Origin of the sequence: Sphingomonas sp. CL5.1 (assembly GCF_013344685.1) — a bacterium.
Taxonomy (GTDB): Bacteria; Pseudomonadota; Alphaproteobacteria; order Sphingomonadales; family Sphingomonadaceae; genus Sphingomonas.
Window position 1 is genome coordinate 1489268 of the sequence record NZ_CP050137.1, and the last position, 20533, is coordinate 1509800.

The following is a 20533-nucleotide window of genomic DNA, read 5'->3' on the forward strand; positions in this document are numbered from 1 at the left end:
CATGAGCTTTCGCAACATCTCCGCCTGGTCGATCCGCAACCCGATCCCGGCGATCGTCCTGTTCACGATGCTGACGGTCGCGGGGATCATCAGTTTCGCCCGCATGGACATCAACGACGACCCGGACATCGATTTCCCGGCGGTGACGGTGGAGATCACGCAGCCGGGCGCCGCGCCGACCGAGCTGGAGACGCAGGTCACCCAGCGCGTCGAGGCGGCGGTGCGATCGGTGGAGGGGATCGACGAGATCCAGTCCTTCGTCAGCGAGGGAAGCTCTGTCACCTTTGTCCAGCTCGACATCGGCACGCCGATCGATCGCGCGGTGAACGAGGTGCGCGACGCGATCACGCAGATCCGCTCCAACCTGCCCGAAGGCATCCTGGAGCCGCAGATCAGCCGCGTGAAGGCGAACGACAACGATGTCGGCAGCTATTCCGCGATCGCCACCAACATGACGATCGAGCAGCTTTCCTGGTACATCGACAACACGGTCGCCAAGGAGCTGATGTCGATCCCCGGCATGGGGAAGATCGAGCGCAACGGCGGCGTCGACCGCGAGATCCGCGTGATCCTCGATCCGGCGAAGATCGCGGCCTATGGCCTCACCGCGACGCAGATCAACCAGCAGCTCCGGCAGGTGAACCTCAACGCCGCCGGCGGCCGCTCCCAGATCGCCGGGGCGGAACAGTCGTTGCGCGTGCTGGGCAACGCGCGCGATGCCTATGAACTCGGCCAGACGCAGATCGCGCTGGGCGACGGGCGCACGGTGAAGCTGTCCGACGTCGCCACGGTGCGCGATCTCTATGCCGAGCAGCGCAGCGCCGCCGCAGTGGACGGCCGCCCGGTGCTGAGCTTCGATTTCAAGCGCGCCAAGGGCTATTCCGACGTCACCGTCTTCCGCGAGGCGCAGAAGAAACTCGCCGCGCTGGAGCAGCGCAACCCGCAAGTGCATTTCGCGCTGCGCTACGACGGGTCGAAATACCCGATGGAGCAGTACAAGAGCGCGATCCACGCGATGATCGAGGGCGCGGTGCTCGCCGTGTTCGTGGTGTTCCTGTTCCTGCGCGATGCGCGCGCGACGGTGATCTCCGCGCTGGCGATCCCGCTTTCCGCGATCCCCGCCTTCTGGTTCATGAACCTGCTGGGCTTCACCCTCAACGGCATGACGCTGCTCGCGCTCAGCCTGGTGGCGGGCGTGCTGGTGGACGACGCGATCGTCGAGATCGAGAACATCGTGCGCCACATGCGCATGGGCAAGACGGCCTATCAGGCGGCGATCGACGCGGCGGACGAGATCGGCCTCGCGGTGCTGGCGACGACGATGGCGATCGTCGCGGTGTTCCTGCCGGTCGGCCTGATGCCGGGCATCTCGGGCCAGTTCTTCAAGAATTTCGGCCTCACCGTGGTGGTCGCGGTGCTGATGAGCCTCGCGGTGGCGCGGCTCATCACCCCGATGATCGCGGCCTATTTCCTGCGCTCCTTCGGCCATGCCTCGCACGGCGAGGGGCGGCTCATGGACATGTACATGAGCGTGCTGCACTGGACGCTGGACACCGGAAAAGCGCCGATGATCCGCGCGCGCGGCGGCTTCCACCGCGTCACCGGCTATTTCCGCGATCATCGCATATGGGTGGTGGGCGTCGGCGCGCTGGCGTTCGTGCTGACGATCCTGTGCTTCATGGCGCTGCCGATGCAGTTCCAGCCGGCCAACGATTCCGATCGCTCGTCGGTGACGATCACGATGCCGCCGGGCACGACGCTCCAGCAGACGCAGGTGACGGTGGACAGGGTGGTCGCCTTGCTGCGCAAGCAACCGGATGTGGAAAGCGTCTATAGCCGCACGCAGGTCGGCACGGCGCGGGTGAGCGCGCAGTTCAAGGACCACAAGTCCATGAAGTCGACCGAGTTCGAGCGCAAGCTGGCGCCCGAGCTGGCGAAGTTCGCCGACGCGCGCGTCAATTTCGCCTCGCAGTTCGGCTGGGGCGACAACAACCGCGACGTCTCGATCACGCTCGGCGGGGACGATCCGGTCAAGCTGCGGGAGACGGCGGACCGGCTCGTCGCGCAGATGATGCATGTGCCGGGGCTGATCGCCCCGCGCATCGCGGGCGACCTCAACCGGCCCGAGATCGTCATCAAGCCGCGGCTCGACCTCGCCGCCAACGTCGGCGTGACGACCAGCGCGCTGTCGAACGCGATCCGCATCGCGACGATCGGCGACATCGACCAGAACAGCGCGAAATTCTCGCTTTCCGATCGACAAGTGCCGATCCGCGTCGCGCTCGACCAGTCCGCGCGCACCGAGATCTCGACGATCCAGAACCTGCCGGTGCAGACGCAGAGCGGCGGATCGGTGCCGCTGTCGCTGGTCGCCGACATCGGCTTCGGCTCCGGCCCGACCAAGATCAACCGCCTCAACCAGCAGCGCCAGCTCACCATCGGCGCCGACCTCGCCTCCGGCGTGGTGCTGAGCGACGCGATGAAGAAGGTCGATGCGCTGCCCGCGATGCGGAACCTGCCGCTCGGCATCCAGCGGATGACGGTCGGCAACGCCAAATGGCAGGGCGAGATGCTGGTCAATTTCCAGTTCGCGGTGCTGGCCGGTATCTTCCTGATCTTCTCGGTGCTAGTGCTGCTCTATCGCCGCCTGCTGCCGCCGCTGGTCAACATGGGGTCGCTGCTGCTGGCGCCGCTCGGCGGGCTGGTCGCGCTGCTGGTGACGGGCAATCCCTTGTCGCTGCCGGTGTTCATCGGGCTGCTGATGCTGCTCGGCATCGTCGCCAAGAACTCGATCCTGCTGATCGACTTCGCGCTGGAGGAGATGGCCAAGGGCGTGCCGACGCACGAGGCGATCATCGACGCCGGGCACAAGCGCGCCCAGCCGATCGTGATGACCACCGTGGCGATGGTCGCCGGCATGGTGCCGACCGCGCTGTCGCTGGCCGGCGACGCCTCGTGGCGCGCGCCGATGGGCGTGGTGGTGATCGGCGGCCTCACGCTCTCCACGTTGCTGACGCTGCTGATCGTGCCGGCGTCGTTCAGCCTGGCGATCGGCATCGAGCGGCGGATCGGCCCGTGGCTCGGCCACCGGCTGCTCACCTATCGCCCCGGCGACGAGGGAATTCCGGCGATCGACCACGTCCCCGGCGGCGGGCCGCTGCCGGCCCCGCGCGGGCGGATCGGCTATGGGGACGGCGGCTCGCAACCGGCGGAATGACCCCGGCGCGGAAACGCGGCGGCACGCTTTCCGCGACGCGGACTTGAACAAAGCGGGCAGTTGGGGATTGTTTCGGCAATGAACCTGATCGTCCGCCGGCGCCCGCCCCACGAACGACCGCCCGCGGGGCTGGTGCGGATGCGGGTGATCGCGACGGCGATGCTGGTCGCGATGGCGGCGGCCTTCGCGCTGGCGCGGGCGCTGGAGCCGGCGCATGCCGCCTGGGGCTTCGTCCGCGCCTTCGCAGAAGCGGCGATGGTCGGCGGGCTGGCCGACTGGTTCGCGGTCACGGCGCTGTTCCGCCACCCGCTCGGCCTGCCGATCCCGCACACCGCGATCATCCCGCGCAACAAGGACCGGATCGGCGACCAGCTCGCGCTGTTCCTGCGCGACAATTTCCTGATCCCCGGCGTGGTCGCGCGGCGGATGCGGCGGATGGACCTCGCCAGCGCCGCCGGCCGCTGGCTGACCAACCCCGCCGCCGGCGGATCGCGGCTGACGCGCGGCGTCTCGCGCCTCGCGGTGGAGGTGCTCCAGGCGCTCGATCAGGAGCGGCTGGGCGGCATGGTGCGCGGTGCGATGGTGCAGCAGGTGCGTGTGCTGGAACTGTCGCCGATGCTGGGCCGCGCGCTCGCCGCCGCGATCAGCGAGGATCGCCACCTGCCGGTGCTCGACGGCATCGTGCGCTGGGCGGGGCGCGTACTGGAGGCGAACGAGCCGCTGGTCCGCGCGATGGTCCATGAGCGCGCCGGCTCGATCCTGCGCTGGACCGGGCTGGACGAGACGCTCGCCAACAAGATCATCGACGGCCTTCACAAGATGCTGACCGACATGGCCGAGGACCGCGACCACCCTCTGCGCGGCAAGGCGGAGGAGGGGCTGGTGCAGCTTGCCCATGATCTTCAGCACGATCCGGCGATGATCGCCCGTGTCGAGCAGGTGAAGCTGGAATTGCTGGAGAATCCGGCGATGCAGGGCTGGATCAACGGCCTGTGGGAACAGGCACGCGCCGCGATGCTGCGTGTCGCGCGCGATCCCGAGGCGCTGCTCGCCGGGCGGCTGCGCGAGGCGTTCAACCAGTTGGGCGAGACGCTGCAACAGGACGTGCGCCTGCAACGCACGCTCAACCGCTTCGCGCGCCGCGCGGCGGTGGGGACGGCGGCCGACTATGGCGATTCGATCGTCCGGCTGGTGTCGGAGACGGTGCGTGGCTGGGATGCGCGCACGATCACGCGGCGGCTGGAGAACGCGGTGGGCAAGGATCTCCAGTTCATCCGCATCAACGGCACGCTGGTCGGCGGGATGGTCGGGCTGGTGATCCACGCGGTGGATGTCGCGCTATGAGGAACCGGCGCGAACTGCTTGCCGTTATGGGAAGTTTCCCGCAAGGAAGCGGATGATGGGCGCGGCGGCGGATTTCAGCGAGGACGGCGACACCCTGCGCTTCACCGGCGACCTGTCGCTGGCGAAGCTCGGCGACCTGCCGCAGCGGCTGCGCGAGCGCGACGGCGAGGTGCGGCGGCTCGACCTTTCCGGGATTGACCGCATCGACACGATCGGCGCCTGGGTGGTCCATCGCTTCGCGCGCGAGCATGACGCGACGATCGAGGGGCTGGACGACGAGCGCGCCCGGCTGCTCCAGCATGTCGAGGGCGCGGACCAGCCAGTCGCGATGCGGCCGCAATATCTCAGTCCCTTCACCCGCGTGCTCGGCGAGATCGGCACCGCGACCGTCACCGCCGGCAACACGCTGCTCGGCCTGCTCGGCTTCCTCGGCGCGACGGTGATCGCGCTGGGCAGCGTCATCCGCCATCCGCGCCGCTTCCGCTTCAACGCCACGGTGCAGCATTTCGAGGTGGTCGGTGTCTCGGCGCTCGGCATCATCGGGTTGATGAGTTTCCTGATCGGCATCGTCATCGCGCAGCAGGGGGCGGTGCAGCTCCGCCAGTTCGGCGCGGAGGTGCTGACGGTCAACCTGATCGGTCGCATCACCCTGCGCGAGCTGGGCGTGCTGATGACGGCGATCATGGTCGCGGGTCGCTCCGGCTCGGCCTTCGCCGCGCAGATCGGCACGATGAGGCTGACCGAGGAGATCGACGCGATGCGCACGATCGGCGTTTCCCCGATGGAGGCGCTCGTCCTGCCGCGCACCACCGCGGCGATCGTGCTGATGCCGCTGCTGGGCTTCTATTCCTCGCTGGTGGCGATCATCGGCGGCGGGCTGCTCTGCTGGATCAATCTCGGTATCCCGCCAGTCACCTATGTCGGGCGCATCAGGGAAGTGGTGCCGATCACCGATCTGTATGTCGGGCTGGTCAAGGCGCCGGTGTTCGGCGCGATCATCGCCATGGCCGGCTGCTTCCAAGGGATGCAGGTGGAGGGCGACGCCGAGCAAGTCGGCAAGCGCACCACGGCGGCGGTGGTGCAGGCGATCTTCCTGGTGATCGTGCTCGACGCGTTCTTCGCGGTGTTCTTCACCTCTGTGGGGTGGAACTGATGGCGGGGGGCGAGGACGACGATGTCATCATCCGCGTGCGCAACCTGCGCACCAGCTTCGGCGATCAGGTGATCCACGACGGGCTGAATCTCGACGTGCGGCGCGGCGAGATCCTCGGCGTGGTCGGCGGCTCCGGTACCGGCAAGTCGGTGCTGATGCGCGCGATCATCGGCCTCCAGCCCGCGGACGAGGGCGAGATCACCGTGTTCGGCGAGCCGACCAGCGGCCGCGAGGAAACCGAGGCGATCGAGATCCGCAAGCGCTGGGGCGTCCTGTTCCAGGGCGGCGCGCTGTTCTCCACCCTGACGGTGGCGGAGAACGTGCAGGTGCCGATCCGCGAATTCTATCCCGACCTCGACATGGCGCTGCTCGACGAGATCGCCTCTTACAAGGTGGTGATGAGCGGGCTGCCGGCGGAGGCCGGGCCGAAATATCCGTCGGAGCTGTCCGGCGGGATGAGGAAGCGTGCCGGCCTCGCCCGCGCGCTGGCGCTCGATCCCGAACTGTTGTTCCTCGACGAGCCGACCGCCGGGCTGGACCCGATCGGCGCGGCCGGGTTCGACGAGCTGACCCAGTCGCTCCAGCAGACGATGGGGCTCACCGTGTTCCTCATCACCCACGATCTCGACACGCTCTACGCGATCTGTGACCGGGTGGCGGTGCTGGCGGACAAGAAGGTGATCGCGGTCGGCACCATTCCCGAGCTGCTGGCGTTGGATCATCCGTGGATACAGGAATATTTCAACGGCCCGCGCGGCCGGGCGGCGGTGGCGACGCGCGAGGCGGACGTCGCGCGCGAAAAGGCAGGGGCTGACTGATGGAAACTCGCTCCAACCACGTCCTGGTGGGATCGGTCGTGCTGATCCTGCTCGCGGTGCTGGCGCTGTTCACGGTGTGGATCGCGCGGCTGGGCGGCGCGACCGAAAAGGAATATGATATCTTCTTCAAGCAATCGGTCGACGGCCTCGCGAAGGGATCGACCGTCACCTATTCCGGCGTCCCTTCCGGGCAGGTGAAGCTGATCCAGCTCTGGAAGAACGATCCGCAATTCGTCCGCGTCCGCGTCAGCCTCAACGAGGACACGCCGATCCTCCAGGGCACCACCGCGACGATCCAGGGCAGCTTCACCGGCACCAGCACGGTGAGCCTCGACGGCGCGGTGAAGGGCGCGCCGCCGATCACCTGCCCGGCGAACGACGCCGCCAACGAATGCCCCTATGGCGTGCCGGTGATCCCGACGCGCACGGGCGGGCTGGGCGCGATCCTCAATTCCGCGCCGCAATTGCTCGAGCGGCTCTCGACGCTCACCGAGAAGCTGACCGGCCTCGTCTCCGACAAGAACCAGGCGTCGATCGCCGGCATCCTCGACAACACCAACCGGCTGACCCACGCGCTCGCCGATCGCGGGCCGGAGATCGCGGCCACGCTGGCGCAGACGCGGGTCGCGGTGCAGCAGGCGGGCGACGCGGCGCAGAAGATCGGCGATCTCGCCGCGACCACCAACGGCCTGATCTCGGAGGACGTGAAGCCGGCGATGACCAACCTCAACGCCGCGATCAAATCGGCGCAGGCGAGCGCGGACACGCTCAACGCCGCGATCGGCGACGCGCGGCCGGGGTTGCAGACCTTCTCGAAGGAAACCCTGCCGGAGGTCAGCCAGCTCGTCCACGACCTGCGCAACATGGCCGCCGCGCTTTCCTCGGTGGCGGAGAAGGTCGATCGCAACGGTGCCGGCTCGCTGATCGGCCGGCAGCGGCTCCCAGACTATAAGCCCGGCAAATGAGGCGGACGATGAAGCGACTTGCGATTTTCCTGGCGGCGCTGCCGCTTGCCGGCTGCGTCAGCTTCGCGGCGAAGCCGCCGCCCTCGCTGCTCGATCTCACCGCCGCCGAGCAGGTGAAGCCGGGGCAGGAGCAGGATGCTTCCAGCGCGAAGACGGTGACGATCAGCGTGCCGGTCGTGCCGCAGGCGCTCGCCACCGCGCGCGTGCCGGTACAGGCGACGCCGACCTCGGTCGCCTATGTCAAGGACGCCTTGTGGGTGGAGGCGCCGCAGCGGCTGTTCGCGCGGCTGCTGTCTGACACGATCGCGGCGCGCACCGGGCGGGTCGTGCTCGGCGCGGCGCAGTCGTTCGGCGATCCCGGCGCGCGGATCGGCGGCGAGCTGCGCAATTTCGGCGTCGACGCCGCCTCGTCGAGCGCGGTCGTCACCTTCGACGCGGCGCTGGTGCGCGACAATGGCGGCAAGGTGGAGAAGCGGCGTTTCGAGGCGCGCGTGCCGATCGCGCGGATCGACGCCGCCTCGGCCGGCCGCGCGCTCAACACCGGCGCGAACCAGGTCGCGGCGGAAGTGGCGGACTGGATCGGCAAGTAGCGCGCTATCGCGCGGCGCGGCGCACCGGCGTGGGCACGTTGCAGATGTCCGCGCCGCCCGCCGGCCGGATGAAGAAGCCGTCGCGGCGATTGGCCCGCGCATCGGCGTAGCGCGCGAAACTGTCGCTTTCCGTCGCGAGATATTCGTAGCGCGGGCGCTCCGCCGCCGGCAGCTCGCTCGCCATGCGGATTGCGACGATCGGCACCCGCTCCGCCGCGCTGGCGTACATGCCGAGCGCCTCCGTGCCGCGCGGCAGCGCCGAGAGCAGCTCGATCCCCTCGATCACCCGGCCGATCAGCGCGATATTGCGGTCGAGATGGCGCGGCGCATGGCCGATCACCGCATATAGCTCCGCGCCGCTCCCCGCATCCGGCGGCATGTCGCGCCCGACCCCGACCATGCCGTAGCAATGCACCGGCCACGCGGTCGTCGCGCCGCTGGCGGCCGATCGCCCGGCGGCGACGGGCCAGCCGCGCCAGGTGAAGGTCAGCGGCGCATAGGCATCGCGCCCCGCCGTCGCCACGCGCCCCACGATGCGCCGCCTCGCCGCCTCGCGCAACAGCCCGCCGTCGATCGCGGTGCGGCCGAGATCGGTGGCATAGTCCGCCTGCGTGGTGGCGGCGAGGCCGGGCGGGACCGGATGCTTCGCGGTGTCGCCGCCCCATTGCGCGACATAATCGTCCTGTACGCGATTGATCGCTGCCCCGTCCCACCAATGCGCGGCGGCGAGGCGGCGGATATTGCCGATCCATGCCTGCGAGAAAGGCGCGGGCATGAGCTGGATCACCACGCGGCGCGGGCGGCCGGCGCGATCGGGCGCGAGGTCCATCACCAGCAGATCGCTCTCCGCGATCGCGCGCCAGTCCCGCGCGGGCGCGGCGGCGGCGATTTCGGAAGGCGCGGGAGCGGCGGTGGCCGGCGCCAGCGCCATGCCAAGCAGCGTGAGGATGGTCGCGATCATGCGGCCGATGCTGCCGTCTCTTGATACGGCGCGCAATCGCGAACGGCAAGAGCTTGCGTCCCGCGCCGCCCCGGCCTAGTGCGTCGCCCTCCAGAGCATGCGGAGCGGTGGCCGAGTGGTCGAAGGCGCTCGCCTGGAAAGTGAGTATACGGCAAAACCGTATCGAGGGTTCGAATCCCTCCCGCTCCGCCACTTCAGTCAACCGGGCTGTCCGAGCAACGAAGCATCGGTGGAACTCGGCTGATGCCGTGCGGGAATGAGCCGGAAATCGGGAAGCGTCCGTCTCAGTCCGTTTTGTCATTTCAACTCGTCGGCTGAGGTGATCTGCTTGGTGGTGTGATGTGGCTTCGGTTCCCGCCGATGCTGCGTGCTGTCGAGGATTTGCTGTTCGAGCGTGGTGTGCGCGAGGCGATGCGGTTTAACTGGCGAGTCGTTGGAAGGTGGAGGAGATCGATATTTCAACGGCCACGAAATTTAACACGAAACCTATATTATCTTATTGATTATAAAAGGATTTTTATATATTTTGTGTGTAAGCAATTTTCTGATTGCATTAACCATGCATTTAGGATTTGTTAATCATCCCTTTGGTTTGGGGAAAATCAGGGGATTGATCTGAGACAATAGTCCTCATTCGAGTCGCGAAAAGTTCACTTCATATTTGTGAGGTGAACGCTTGGTCGTCCTGCATCAGCTAGATGATCAGGTTTGTTTGCTGCCGGTTTATGTTTCGTATGAACCGGCTTTTCGCTTCTTGGAGGGCAATCGTGTTCAATCGCAGCTTTCGCGAAGATGTCGTCCAGATCAGCGATGTCGTCGTCGGCCCCTTCGGTTTTGATACTTCCAGTTTGCTGGATCAGGTGCTCCGGCGTTTTGCCGAGTCCATCGGAGCCGCGGCGGCGTTTCTGCTCGCGTCACCGGCGCAGGCGGAGGACAGGATCGTGACGGCCTATGTGCGCCGGGCGGATTCGCGCACGATTGATGCCAACCAATTGGCCGGCGACCTCAAGGATGAGTTATCGGCCCACCTCGATTCCTTCGATTGTGACGAGCCGCTTTTCTGGGCGGGGGAAGCGCACGCCCCTATCCTGGTTTCACGCTGGGATGAATCGTCCCGGCTGTCCTATTATTTCGTCCTGTCCTTCGATCGTCAGAAGGATGCAGCCGACCGGCGGGCCATAGAGCATTGCGTGGGTCTTTTCTTTCCGCTGCTCCAGCTTCACCTGAAGACCCTCGCGGAACTCGAGACGATGACGCGCAGCTTCGACGGAATGCGCGGCGTGCTCGACAACAGCGAGGTGGCGATCATCCTGTTCAGCCGCGAGGGCCGGATGATCCTGTCGAACAAGGCGGCGACCGATATCGTCGAAGCGCAGGACGGCTTGCGCATGGGCGGGCGCGGGCCGACGCCAACCTCGCTGCGCGCCGCCGCGCGCTTCCAGATCGCGCTGGAACATGCGATCGCGGAGAACGGCCGGCCGGGCCGGATGGGCAACGGGCGCGGCAGTGCGGTGATGAAGATCCCGCGCGAGGAGGGTCGCCGGCCGCTCATCGCCGCGCTGGTCCCGGCGAAGGAGACGGCGGAGATGCCGGGCGATCCGGCCGTCATACTCTATCTGTTCGATCCGACGCTGGAGCATCCCGAGTTCCTGGAGCCGATCTGCCAGCTTTACGAACTGTCGAAGGTGGAAGCGCGTCTCGCCTGCCATCTCGCAACTGGCATGACGCTGAGCGAGGCGGCGAGGACGATGCGCATCAAGGACCCGACCGCGCGCACCTATCTCAAGCAGATATTCGCCAAGACCGCCACGCACCGGCAGACCGATCTCGTCCGGCTGCTCCTGTGCAGCAGTGGCCGGATCGTCACGCAGACATCACCCGAAGCATTCGTCTGAGATGCCCGCGGCGGCGGTCCGGAGGGCCGCCTTGCCGCCCCGCGAAAGCCTTCCAAGGCCCGATTCCGATATGGAGTCGGGGCTTTTCGCGTTTTTCGAAAAATCGCTTCACTTTCGTGACATAGCGGCGGCCGCGCATCTGTCCCTTTTCAGGACAGCCCCCATTTGAGGGGTGTCCATATCCCCATTTGAAGGTGCGCATTTCCCCGACTTCGAGGGAGGCTCCGGCGGGGTCGGGGAATTACCAAAAGCATGTCCGTTGAGGACAGGCGACTCGGGGGCACCTCGGCATAGGTCGACAGGCGTCAATGAACCCTTTCGCTGAAGCGACGAAGCATCATTGGGAGTGATAGCAATGAAAACCAAGCTCTTGATCTCGACTTCTGCGGCAGCCCTGTTGCTGATTGGCGCGCCGGCATTCGCCGACGGAACCGCAGGCGCCGGCACATCGGCCGCCAATCAAGGCAGCCTCGCCACCGGCGACATTTCCGATAGTGGCAACACCTCGGGCAGCAATGTCGGCAACTCCAGCACGACCAACAACTCGACGACCAACGCGAACCTGAACACCAATCTCGCGAGCGGCAACAGCGCGAGCGACAGCTCGACGAACACCAGGACCGACACGATCGCCAGCGGCAACACGGCGACCGACAATTCGACCAACACCAAGACCACGAACCTCGCCAGCGGCAACACCACGGCGAGCGGCAACTCGGTCGGCAGCGGCAACACCGCCACCAACACCGACAATTCGACCAACACCAAGACCGCCACCATCGACAGCGGCAACACGGACAATTCGACCAACACCAAGACCACGAACCTCGCCAGCGGCAACACCACGGCAAGCGGTAATTCGGTCGGCAGCGGCAACACCGCCACCGACAATTCGACCAACACCAAAACGAACACGATCGCGAGCGGCAACACCGCCACCGACAGTTCGACCAACACCAAGACCACGAACCTTGCGAGCGGCAACACCACCGCCAGCGGCAATTCGGTCGGCAGCGGCAACACCAACACCGACAATTCGACCAACACCAAGACCGCGACGGTCGCCAGCGGCAATACGACCGCCAGCGGGAACACGGTGGCGAGCAACAACACCGACAATTCGACAAACACCAAGACCAACAATCTCGCCAGCAACAACACCACGGCGAGCGGGAACACGGTGGCCAGCGGCAACACGGTGGCCAGTGGCAACACCAGCAACACCACGACAAACCTGACGAAGAACGAGAACGATCAGCGCACGTTCAACAACAACGAGACCACCAACACGTCGTTGACCAAGAACGAGAACGACCAGCGCACGTTCAACAACAACGAGACCACCAACACCGATAATTCGGTGAGCGTGGCCGACAGCGGCAACAACAGCGGCAACACGTCCGTCAGCTATGCGGCGACGAACAGCGTCGCGCCGACGTTCGCTTTCGGTGACGGCGCGCTGGTGGCGAGCGCCAACCTGTCCAACTCGGTGTCCGGCGTGAAGGTCTCCTTCTCCGGCATGGGCGGGCAGGCGGCGTCGGCCGACAACCACCTGTCGATCGAGGGCAGTTCGTTCCAGAACTTCGCCGGTATCCAGTCGATCAACCAGAACACCGGCGTGGGCGCCTCGCAGGCTTCCTCCGTCAGTGTCGCGGTTTCGACCCGCGATATCGCGATCCACTGAGGTGCCAGGGGCCGGCGGCGACCGTCGCCGGCCCATTCTTTCGATCGAGCGGAGGATAGCATGTCCAGACTTGCTTTCGCCCTTGCGGTCATCGTGTCGGTGGCTCCGGCTTCCGCGCTTGCCCAGACCGCCTTCGACGCGGCGCCGATGAACGACGACACGTTGAAAGCCGTCGCGGGCCGCGAGGATATCGGCCAGGCCGCCTTCGCCAACCAGACCAACAATGTCAGCAACAACAGCGTGACGGGCAATTCCGTCACGGGCGCCGTGCGGATCGGCGACAACGCCTTCCAGAACATTTCCGGGCTGGCGGTGATCAACGTCAACAGCGGCAACAATGTCGCGATCAACAGCGCGATGAACGTCACCATCTCGCTCGCCCCCCGGAACTGACGGGGGCGGGGGTGACCGGGGGCCTGCGCCTCGCAGCATCGTCAGCCGGCCTCGCGGCCGGCTTGCTGTTGTCCGGCTGCTCCGCGCGGCTTTCCGGCGATCCCCATTTCATCAGCAGCGCCGTGCCCGGCGGCGAGTTCGTCGTGCCGGTCGCCTCGATGCAGGCGCGCCGTTTCAACACGGTGGTGCGCCAGCAATATGATTTCAGCTGCGGCTCCGCCGCGCTCGCCACCTTGCTGCGCTACCATTACGGCGACCCCCGGACCGAGGAGGACGTGTTCCGCGGCATGTGGCAGGATGGCGACCAGGCGCAGATCCGTCGGGTCGGCTTCTCCCTGCTCGACATGAAGCGCTATCTCGCCGCGCGGGGGCTGCGCGCCGACGGCTACAAGGTCGGCATCCAGGATATCGCGAAGCGCGGCATTCCGGGCATCGCGCTTATCACGGTGAAGAAATATCGCCATTTCGTCGTGCTCAAGGGCATCTCGAAGAACGAGGTGCTGCTCGGCGACCCCTCGCTCGGGTTGCGCACCATGCCGATCGCGGAGTTCGTCGCGGCGTGGAACGGCATCTATTTCGTGCTCAATTCGCGGCTCGATCTCGCGACGCACGCCTTCAACGTCCATACGCAATGGGCGAGCCTCGCCCGCGCGCCGACCGACGGCGCCTTCCTGCAACCGCTCAGCCAGCAGGCGCTCGCGCTTGCCGCGCCCTTCTACAGTGATTTCTGACGATGTGCGTGCGGCGCATCCTGACCGGGCTGGCGATCGCCACCGCGATGCTCGTCGGCAGGCCGGCCTCGGCGGAGGCGGCGTTCGACAATCCGGTCGACGACGCGACGCTCGCGAGCAGCTACGGCAAGTTCCTCGCGCCGGGCGGCATCGATCTGGCGATGAGCGTCCAGTCGAGCACCACGGTCAACGGCAACCTCGTGCTGCGCTCGGTGTTCAGCGTCGATCGCGGGCCGGGGACGCTCCAGGTGTTCGCGCCGCCCAGCGGCAGCAGCGGGCCGGAGGTTTCGCTTTCCGCCGCCGCGGGGACCGGCAACGTCCAGTCGAACATGAGCGGCAGCCAGGGCGTTTCCGTCTCGGTCGATCGCGCCACCGGCACGACCATCATCCAGCCGACCCATGGCTCCGCCGTCACGCCGGTCGTGTCGGTCAACAGCGCGCAGATCTCCGTCGCGGCACCCGCCGACAACAGCGGGCTGGTGCAGGTCACGCCCGCCGCCGCCGGGGTCGAGACGGGCGCGGGCGTGGTGTCGGTCACCGCGGTGGCGGCGGGCGCGCGCGTGACGCTCGACGGCGCCGGGTTCAGCATCAGCCATCTGGTCGGCGCGGCGACCGGCGCGGTGATCGCCAACACCGCCAACGATCGCGTCATCGACACGGTGACCAACGTGCAGATCGATCTCCACAATGCGCAGGCGATGGCGCTCGGCTCGGCGATGCTGCGCGTGGATTCGCTGGTGAGCGCGGCGACGCGCGCGATGTTCCATTGACGTCAGGGGAGTGGGCATGAACTGGAAAGGCTGTGCGCTGGCCGCCGTGATGATCGTATCGGCCACCCCCGCCAGCGCCGCGCCGGTGAGCGCGCTCACCAGATTACGAGCGGAGCTGGCGGCGGCGAAGGCGCAGATCACCGCGCAGCAGCAGGAGCTGGAGGCGCAGGAGAAGCGTCTCCGCTCGATCGAGGAGCGCCTTTCCGTGCCTGGTGAAGTCGTCACCGCCGCCGCTCTCCCGGCCGGCGTCGCGCAAGCGCCGGTGGCGGCGGCGGCTCCCTCGCCCGCCGGGGGCGGTTCCCCCGCGTCGGGCGAGGTGGCCGCCGCGCAGCAGCCGCACGCGCCGATCGAGCGCGTCGGGCAGGCCGCGCCGAACAGCGACCGGCCGCCCGAGGTGGCGGTGCTGGGGACCGAGGGGTCGGTCGTCACGCGCAAGGGCCAGCTCACCACCGAGTTCGGCCTCGAATATGCCCGCGCCGACCGCAACCAGGCGCTGTTCCGCGGCATCGAGCTGGTCGAATCCGTGCTGGTCGGCGTGTTCAACATCAGCCAGAGCCGGCAGGATATCGTCACCGCCTCGGGCGCGCTGCGCTATGGCATCACCGACAAGCTGGAGCTGGGCGTGCGCGTGCCCTTCGTTCACCGTTCGGACAATCTCGTCACCACGCCGATCGGCCAGAACAACGATACCGAATCGGTGGTCGCCGCGCAGGGCAACAGCCTTGGTGATATCGAGATGACCGCGCGCTACCAGTTCCTCGGTGCGCATGGCGGCTGGCCGTATCTGATCGGCAACCTGCAAGTCGTCGCGCCCACCGGCACCAATCCCTTCACCCTGCCGCGCACCGCGACCGGCGAGGAGAAGGAGGCCGCGACCGGCGCCGGCTTCTGGGGCGTGACGCCGAGCATCACCGCGATCCTGCCGACCGATCCGGCGGTGCTGTTCGGCACCCTGGGCTATACCAAGAACTTCGGCCGCAGTTTCAACACCCAGATCGGCTCGGTCGTGATCGACCGGGTCAATCCGGGCGACGGCATCTCGTTCAGCGGCGGCATCGGCATCTCGCTCAACCAGCGCACCTCGATCAACCTTGGCTATGCGCATACCTGGGCGTTTGGCACGCGGACGTTCAGCCATCTGCTCAACCCGTCGAACAATCCCGACCTGAACGGCGAGCTTCAGCAGGTTTCGCGCGATCTCCAGATCGGCCGCTTCCTGTTCGGCATGACCTATCGCGTGAGCGACCGGGCGAGCCTCAACTGGTCGGTCGAGGTGGGAGCGACGCAGGACGCGCCCGATCTCCGTACCTCGATACGCATACCCCTCGTCCTCTTCACCGGCGGCTAGCTAGAGCGCGCGGAGACGAGCCGGGCGCGTCACCATCGGCGACTGCTGGGCGCCGCCGGGTTGCTCCGCGATGTTCCCGGTATGGAGAAGTTCGTAGGGCCAGCGGGCATCCTCAGCAATAAAAAGCGCGGCCGCGCGACGGAAATATGAACCGCTTGCGTTGAAGTGGCATTCGTAAGCCGGAGGCCAGCGATGACGCCATCGTCCCTGTTTGTCGTGTCCCTCGCTCTGGCTACGCCCGCGCTGGCGCAGTCCGCCCCGCCGATCGCCGGCGGGATGACGCTCGATCGCTTCGTCGCGCGGCAGACCGAACGCATCATGGCCGCCGACACCGATGGCGACGGACGCGTCAGCAAGGCGGAGATGCAGTCGCTGGCCGGTCGCGGCGGCCGTGACCCGGCGCGAATGTTCGATCGGATGGACACCAATCATGACGGCTATCTCGATCGTGACGAGATCCGCGCGGCGCTCACCGCGCGGTTCCATCGCATGGACCGCAACGGCGACGGTGTGCTGGGCGCTGACGAGAGGATGGCGCGGCGCGGCGCGAAAGCCGCCGGTAATCCCGCGACGCCACAACCCTGAATCGGATATGCGGGTGCGGTGACGGCGGAGCCGAAATCGATTGGGCGAGACGGATCCCGATGCAGAGCTGGTGCGGCGTGTCGGCCAGGGCGACGAGGCGGCGGCGCGCCTGCTCGTTTCGGCCAAGCTGCCGCGCGTGCTGGCGCTGGCGCGGCGCATGACCGGCGAACGCGGAGAAGCGGAGGACATCGCGCAGGAGGTGTTCCTGCGGGTATGGCGGCACGCGCGGCGCTGGCGGCCCGGCGCGGCGCGTTTCGATACCTGGCTGCATGTGGTGACGCTCAACCTTTGCCGCGACCGGCTGCGCCGCCGCCGCGAGACGACCATGCCGACGCTGCCGGAGGTGGCCGATCCCGCGCCGGACGCCGCGCGCGCGCTGGACGAGTCGGCGCGCGGCCGCGCGGTCGCCGCCGCGATCGCCGCCTTGCCGGAACGCCAGCGCGAGGCGATCCTGCTCGTCCATTATCAGGATATGACCAACATCGCCGCCGCTGAGGCTCTGTCGGTGAGCGTGGAGGCGCTCGAAAGCCTGCTGGCGCGGGGCCGGCGGGCGTTGCGGGAGCATTTCAGGAACCAGGAGGCGCGTGATGACTGATCCCTTGTCCGTGGCGTGTTTCCGGGCGCTGGCCGAGGCGTACGGCGCGATCGACCGCTGGCCGGCGGCGCTGCGCGAGGAGGGGCTTCGCATGGCTGGCCGGCCCGAGCTGGCGGCGATCGTCGCCGAGGCGGCTTCGCTCGACGCCCGGCTCGATTCGTGGAGCAGCCCGGCGCCCTCCGCCGCGTTGCGCGCGGCGATCCTCGGGCAGCGCCGGCGACGCCTCCGCCGGCGGCTGCGACTATGGTGGTCGGCGATCGGGGTGGCGACCGCGCTGGCCGGCGCGGCGACCGGATCGCTCGCCATCGCCGCGATGCCGGCCGATCATCATCCGTTCGGGGACGATACCGCCTTCGGCAATGTTTCCATGCGGGAGGAATGAATGTCGCTCCGCACGCTCAAGGCGATCTGCGCCGTTTCGATCCTCCTCAATATCTTCCTGATCGCCGGGGTGGCGGCCAGCTTGTTGTGGGTCCGCGCGCAGCGGCCGATGATCGGCGCGGGGGCGATGCGTATCGCCGGGGCGGAGCTGCCCAAGGCGGAGCGGCGCGCCTTCCGCCAGGCGCTGCGTGCCGCCCGGCGCGAGGCCGCGCCGCTGGCAGCGACCGACCGGCAGGCGCGGCGGGAAGCGGCCGCGCTGCTGCGCGCGCCGACCGTCGATCCGGCGGCGCTGGCGGCGGCGCTCGGCCGCGTGCGGGATGCCGACCTCGCGGTGCGTGCGCAGATCGAGAACGGCGTTGCCGGCTTCGTCGCCAACCTGCCGCAGGCTGACCGGGCGCGTCTCGCCGACAGTCTCGAACGACGCGGCGCGCGGCGGCAACGATAGCGCGACGGAATCCGCCGCCGCGCGCGTTCAACCGGATGAGTCGGCCGCAAAGGTAACGCCATGCCTCCTTCCGCCAGCCTGTCGCCAGCCGCGATCGCGATGAACCGTTTTGGGCTCGGCGCCCGGCCCGACGATACGCTGCCCGCCGACCCGAAGGGGTGGCTCAAGGAGCAGTTCGTCCGCTTCCAGCCCGCCACCGCCGCCTTCGCCGCGCTGCCCGATGCGGGAGAGCTGGTGCGGACCTACCTCGACGAGCAGCGGCAATTGCGGCGGCAGGCCAGTCGCGAACAGATGGCGTCGCCTGTCGCCGCCGGTACGAAATCGATCGAGCAGAAGGCCGCGCGGCGGGATTATGCGCAGGACGTGCAGGCGCTCTACCGTCAGGCGGTGCAGGCGCGCGCGCAGGCGGCGCTCGACACGCCGGCACCCTTTGTGGAGCGTCTGGTCCACTTCTGGTCCAATCATTTCTGCGTCTCGGCGGACAATCCGCAGGTGACCGCCTTCGCCGGTGCGTTCGAGCGCGATGCGATCCGCCCGCATGTGCTGGGCCGGTTCGAGGACATGCTGCTGGCGGTCGAGCATCATCCGGCGATGCTGATCTACCTCAACCAGATCCAGTCGATCGGCCCGGACAGCCTCGCCGCGCAGCGCGCGGCGCGCCGCAATCCCGAGCAGCGCCGCGGGCTCAACGAGAATCTCGGGCGCGAGATCATGGAATTGCACACGCTCGGCGTGCGTTCCGGATACGGTCAGGGCGACGTCACCGAATTCGCGCGCGCGCTGACCGGCTGGTCGGTCGCCGGCATCGGGCCGGGCGGGGCAACGGATGGCCGCCCGGGCGATTTCCTGTTTCGTCCGCAACTCCATGAACCGGGTGCGCGGACCATCCTCGGCAAGCGCTACGGGGAGGATGGCGAGGCGCAGGCGCGCGCCGCGCTGATCGATTTCGCCCGCGCGCCGGCCACCGTGACCCATGTCGCCACCAAGCTCGCGCGGCACTTCGCCGGAGACGCGCCGCCGCCCGCGCTGGTCGAGCGGCTGGCCGCTTCGTTCCAGCGCAGCGGCGGCGCTCTCCCGGCGCTCTATCGCGCGCTGATCGACAGCCCGGAACCGTGGCAGCCCCGGCCGCTCAAGTTCAAGACGCCGTGGGAATGGACGATATCCGCGCTGCGCGGGCTGGGCCGGAGCGAGATTGGCGCGATGCAGGTCGCCGCGATCCAGAATCAGCTCGGCCAGCCGGTATGGAAGCCCGGCTCGCCCGCCGGCTGGGACGATATCGCGGCGAGCTGGGCGGGGCCGGACGCGCTGCTCCGCCGGGTCGATTTCGCGCAGCGGCTGGTCGCACCGGTGGGCGACCGGCTCGACGCACGGCAACTCGGCCCGCGCCTGCTGCCCGCCTCGTTCAGCCGCGCGACCGCCGAAGAGGTGGGACGCGCCGAAAGCCCCGGCGACGCGCTGGCGCTGCTGCTCGTCTCGCCCGATTTCCTGCGGAGGTGAAAGCCATGATCGATCGCCGCCTGTTCCTCTCCTGTGCCGGCATCGGCGCGGGCGCCATGCTGATCGCGCCGCGCATGGCGCTCGCGGCGGTGGAAAGCGACCGCCGCTTCGTCTTCATCATCCAGCGCGGCGCGGCGGACGGCCTCAATATCGTCATGCCCTATGCCGATCCGGCCTATGCCCGGCTGCGCGGGGCGCTGGCGGGCGACATGGCGGCCGCGACCAAATTGGACGGAACGTTCGCGCTCCACCCCGCGCTCGCCGAAACCGCGAAGATGTTCGCGCAGCGGCAGGCGCTGTTCGTCCATGCGGTCGCCTCGCCCTATCGCGATCGATCGCATTTCGACGGCCAGAACGTGCTCGAGACCGGCGGCACCCAGCCCTATCAGGCGAAGGACGGCTGGTTGAACCGGCTCGTCGGCATGATGCCGGGGGCCGGAGATGACGCGATCGCGATCACCTCCACCGTGCCGATGGCGTTGCGCGGCGCGCGGCAAGTGACGTCTTATGCTCCGTCCGCGCTGCCGCAGCCCTCCGACGACCTGTTGTTGCGCGCCGGCAGGCTCTATGCGGAGGACCCGCAGCTCCATCCGCTGTGGACCGCCGCCCTGGAAGCACGCGGTCTCGCGGCGGGCAGCGGCGCGCGGCAGGACCCCGCCAGCCTCGGACGGCTGACCGCCAGTTTCCTGACCAAGCCGAACGGCCCGCGCATCGCGATGCTGGAAACCGGCGGGTGGGACACGCATAGCGGGCAGCAGGGGCGGCTGGCGGCGCAGCTCCGCGCGCTCGACACGTTGCTCGCGGCGCTGCGCGACGGCCTCGGGCCGGCATGGAAGGAGACGACCGTGCTGGTCGCGACCGAATTCGGGCGCACCGCCGCCGCCAACGGCACCGGCGGCACCGATCACGGCACCGGATCGGTGGCGTGGCTGGTCGGGGGCGCGGTGAAGGGCGGGCGCATCGTCAGCGACTGGCCCGGCCTCGGCACCGGGCAGCTCTATCAGGATCGCGACCTGAAGCCGACGATGGCGCTTGACGCGCTGATCGCGGGCGTCGCTGCGGAAAGCATGGCGCTCGATCCGCAGCATGTGGCGCGGACGGTGTTTCCGCTCGCCGCGCCCGTCCGCCCGGTCACCGGGCTGATCGCCGCATAGCCGCGAC

The 20533-nt window shown here is 68.0% G+C and carries 19 protein-coding genes and 1 tRNA gene; 19 read left to right on the forward strand and 1 reads right to left on the reverse strand.

Annotated elements, in window-relative coordinates:
* The first annotated feature begins 1 nt into the window (after position 1).
* The 6 genes from F9288_RS07285 to F9288_RS07310 all read left to right on the forward strand — a co-directional run bounded on the left by F9288_RS07285 (position 2) and on the right by F9288_RS07310 (position 8087).
* On the forward strand, positions 2-3217 hold the full coding sequence (locus F9288_RS07285; protein ID WP_174836011.1) for an efflux RND transporter permease subunit: 3216 nt from the start codon (positions 2-4) through the stop codon (positions 3215-3217).
* A gap of 78 nt (positions 3218-3295) precedes the next feature.
* Positions 3296-4561, forward strand: a complete 1266-nt coding sequence (locus F9288_RS07290; protein WP_254621117.1) for a DUF445 domain-containing protein — start codon at positions 3296-3298, stop codon at positions 4559-4561.
* A gap of 55 nt (positions 4562-4616) precedes the next feature.
* Positions 4617-5714, forward strand: a complete 1098-nt coding sequence (locus F9288_RS07295) for an ABC transporter permease (RefSeq protein ID WP_174838942.1) — start codon at positions 4617-4619, stop codon at positions 5712-5714.
* Entirely contained in the window at positions 5714-6532 is an 819-nt protein-coding gene (locus tag F9288_RS07300; protein WP_174836012.1) for an ABC transporter ATP-binding protein, read from the forward strand. Before F9288_RS07295 ends, F9288_RS07300 begins: the two co-directional genes overlap by 1 nt.
* Positions 6532-7497 carry an MlaD family protein gene (locus F9288_RS07305; protein WP_174836013.1) on the forward strand — a complete coding sequence of 322 codons (966 nt, stop codon included), beginning with the start codon at positions 6532-6534 and terminating at the stop codon, positions 7495-7497. Before F9288_RS07300 ends, F9288_RS07305 begins: the two co-directional genes overlap by 1 nt.
* Positions 7498-7505: 8 nt before the next feature.
* Positions 7506-8087, forward strand: a complete 582-nt coding sequence (locus F9288_RS07310; protein ID WP_174836014.1) for an ABC-type transport auxiliary lipoprotein family protein — start codon at positions 7506-7508, stop codon at positions 8085-8087.
* Between the two features lie 4 nt (positions 8088-8091).
* Here F9288_RS07310 and F9288_RS07315 read toward each other — a convergent pair whose 3' ends face one another.
* On the reverse strand, positions 8092-9048 hold the full coding sequence (locus F9288_RS07315; protein ID WP_174836015.1) for a peptidylprolyl isomerase: 957 nt from the start codon (positions 9046-9048) through the stop codon (positions 8092-8094).
* Positions 9049-9149: 101 nt separating this feature from the next.
* On the opposite strand from F9288_RS07315, the gene F9288_RS07320 reads away from it, so the two are divergent.
* From F9288_RS07320 to F9288_RS07380, 13 genes are all read left to right on the forward strand, one after another.
* Positions 9150-9240: transfer RNA gene (locus F9288_RS07320), tRNA-Ser, on the forward strand.
* Between the two features lie 575 nt (positions 9241-9815).
* A complete protein-coding gene (locus F9288_RS07325; RefSeq protein ID WP_174836016.1) occupies positions 9816-10943 on the forward strand; it encodes a helix-turn-helix transcriptional regulator in 1128 nt (375 codons plus the stop codon).
* A gap of 355 nt (positions 10944-11298) precedes the next feature.
* Positions 11299-12627, forward strand: coding sequence for a hypothetical protein (locus tag F9288_RS07330; RefSeq protein WP_174836017.1), 1329 nt, complete (start codon positions 11299-11301; stop codon positions 12625-12627).
* Positions 12628-12687: 60 nt separating this feature from the next.
* Positions 12688-13020, forward strand: a complete 333-nt coding sequence (locus tag F9288_RS07335; RefSeq protein WP_174836018.1) for a hypothetical protein — start codon at positions 12688-12690, stop codon at positions 13018-13020.
* Between the two features lie 11 nt (positions 13021-13031).
* The gene (locus F9288_RS07340) at positions 13032-13751 is read left to right on the forward strand and encodes a C39 family peptidase (RefSeq protein WP_254621118.1); all 720 of its coding nucleotides are present in this window, start codon (positions 13032-13034) and stop codon (positions 13749-13751) included.
* 8 nt (positions 13752-13759) lie between these two features.
* Positions 13760-14521, forward strand: coding sequence for a hypothetical protein (locus F9288_RS07345; protein ID WP_174836019.1), 762 nt, complete (start codon positions 13760-13762; stop codon positions 14519-14521).
* Positions 14522-14537: 16 nt separating this feature from the next.
* A complete protein-coding gene (locus F9288_RS22115; RefSeq protein ID WP_174836020.1) occupies positions 14538-15869 on the forward strand; it encodes a hypothetical protein in 1332 nt (443 codons plus the stop codon).
* A 192-nt stretch (positions 15870-16061) separates the two neighbouring features.
* Complete coding sequence (locus F9288_RS07355; RefSeq protein ID WP_174836021.1) at positions 16062-16454, forward strand: EF-hand domain-containing protein; 393 nt, start codon at positions 16062-16064, stop codon at positions 16452-16454.
* Between the two features lie 40 nt (positions 16455-16494).
* Positions 16495-17049, forward strand: a complete 555-nt coding sequence (locus F9288_RS07360; protein WP_174836022.1) for an RNA polymerase sigma factor — start codon at positions 16495-16497, stop codon at positions 17047-17049.
* On the forward strand, positions 17042-17431 hold the full coding sequence (locus F9288_RS07365) for a hypothetical protein (RefSeq protein WP_174836023.1): 390 nt from the start codon (positions 17042-17044) through the stop codon (positions 17429-17431). Before F9288_RS07360 ends, F9288_RS07365 begins: the two co-directional genes overlap by 8 nt.
* The gene (locus F9288_RS07370; RefSeq protein ID WP_174836024.1) at positions 17432-17875 is read left to right on the forward strand and encodes a periplasmic heavy metal sensor; all 444 of its coding nucleotides are present in this window, start codon (positions 17432-17434) and stop codon (positions 17873-17875) included.
* Between the two features lie 60 nt (positions 17876-17935).
* Complete coding sequence (locus F9288_RS07375) at positions 17936-19372, forward strand: DUF1800 family protein (RefSeq protein WP_174836025.1); 1437 nt, start codon at positions 17936-17938, stop codon at positions 19370-19372.
* A 5-nt stretch (positions 19373-19377) separates the two neighbouring features.
* Positions 19378-20526 carry a DUF1501 domain-containing protein gene (locus tag F9288_RS07380; protein WP_174836026.1) on the forward strand — a complete coding sequence of 383 codons (1149 nt, stop codon included), beginning with the start codon at positions 19378-19380 and terminating at the stop codon, positions 20524-20526.
* Positions 20527-20533 lie beyond the last annotated feature (7 nt).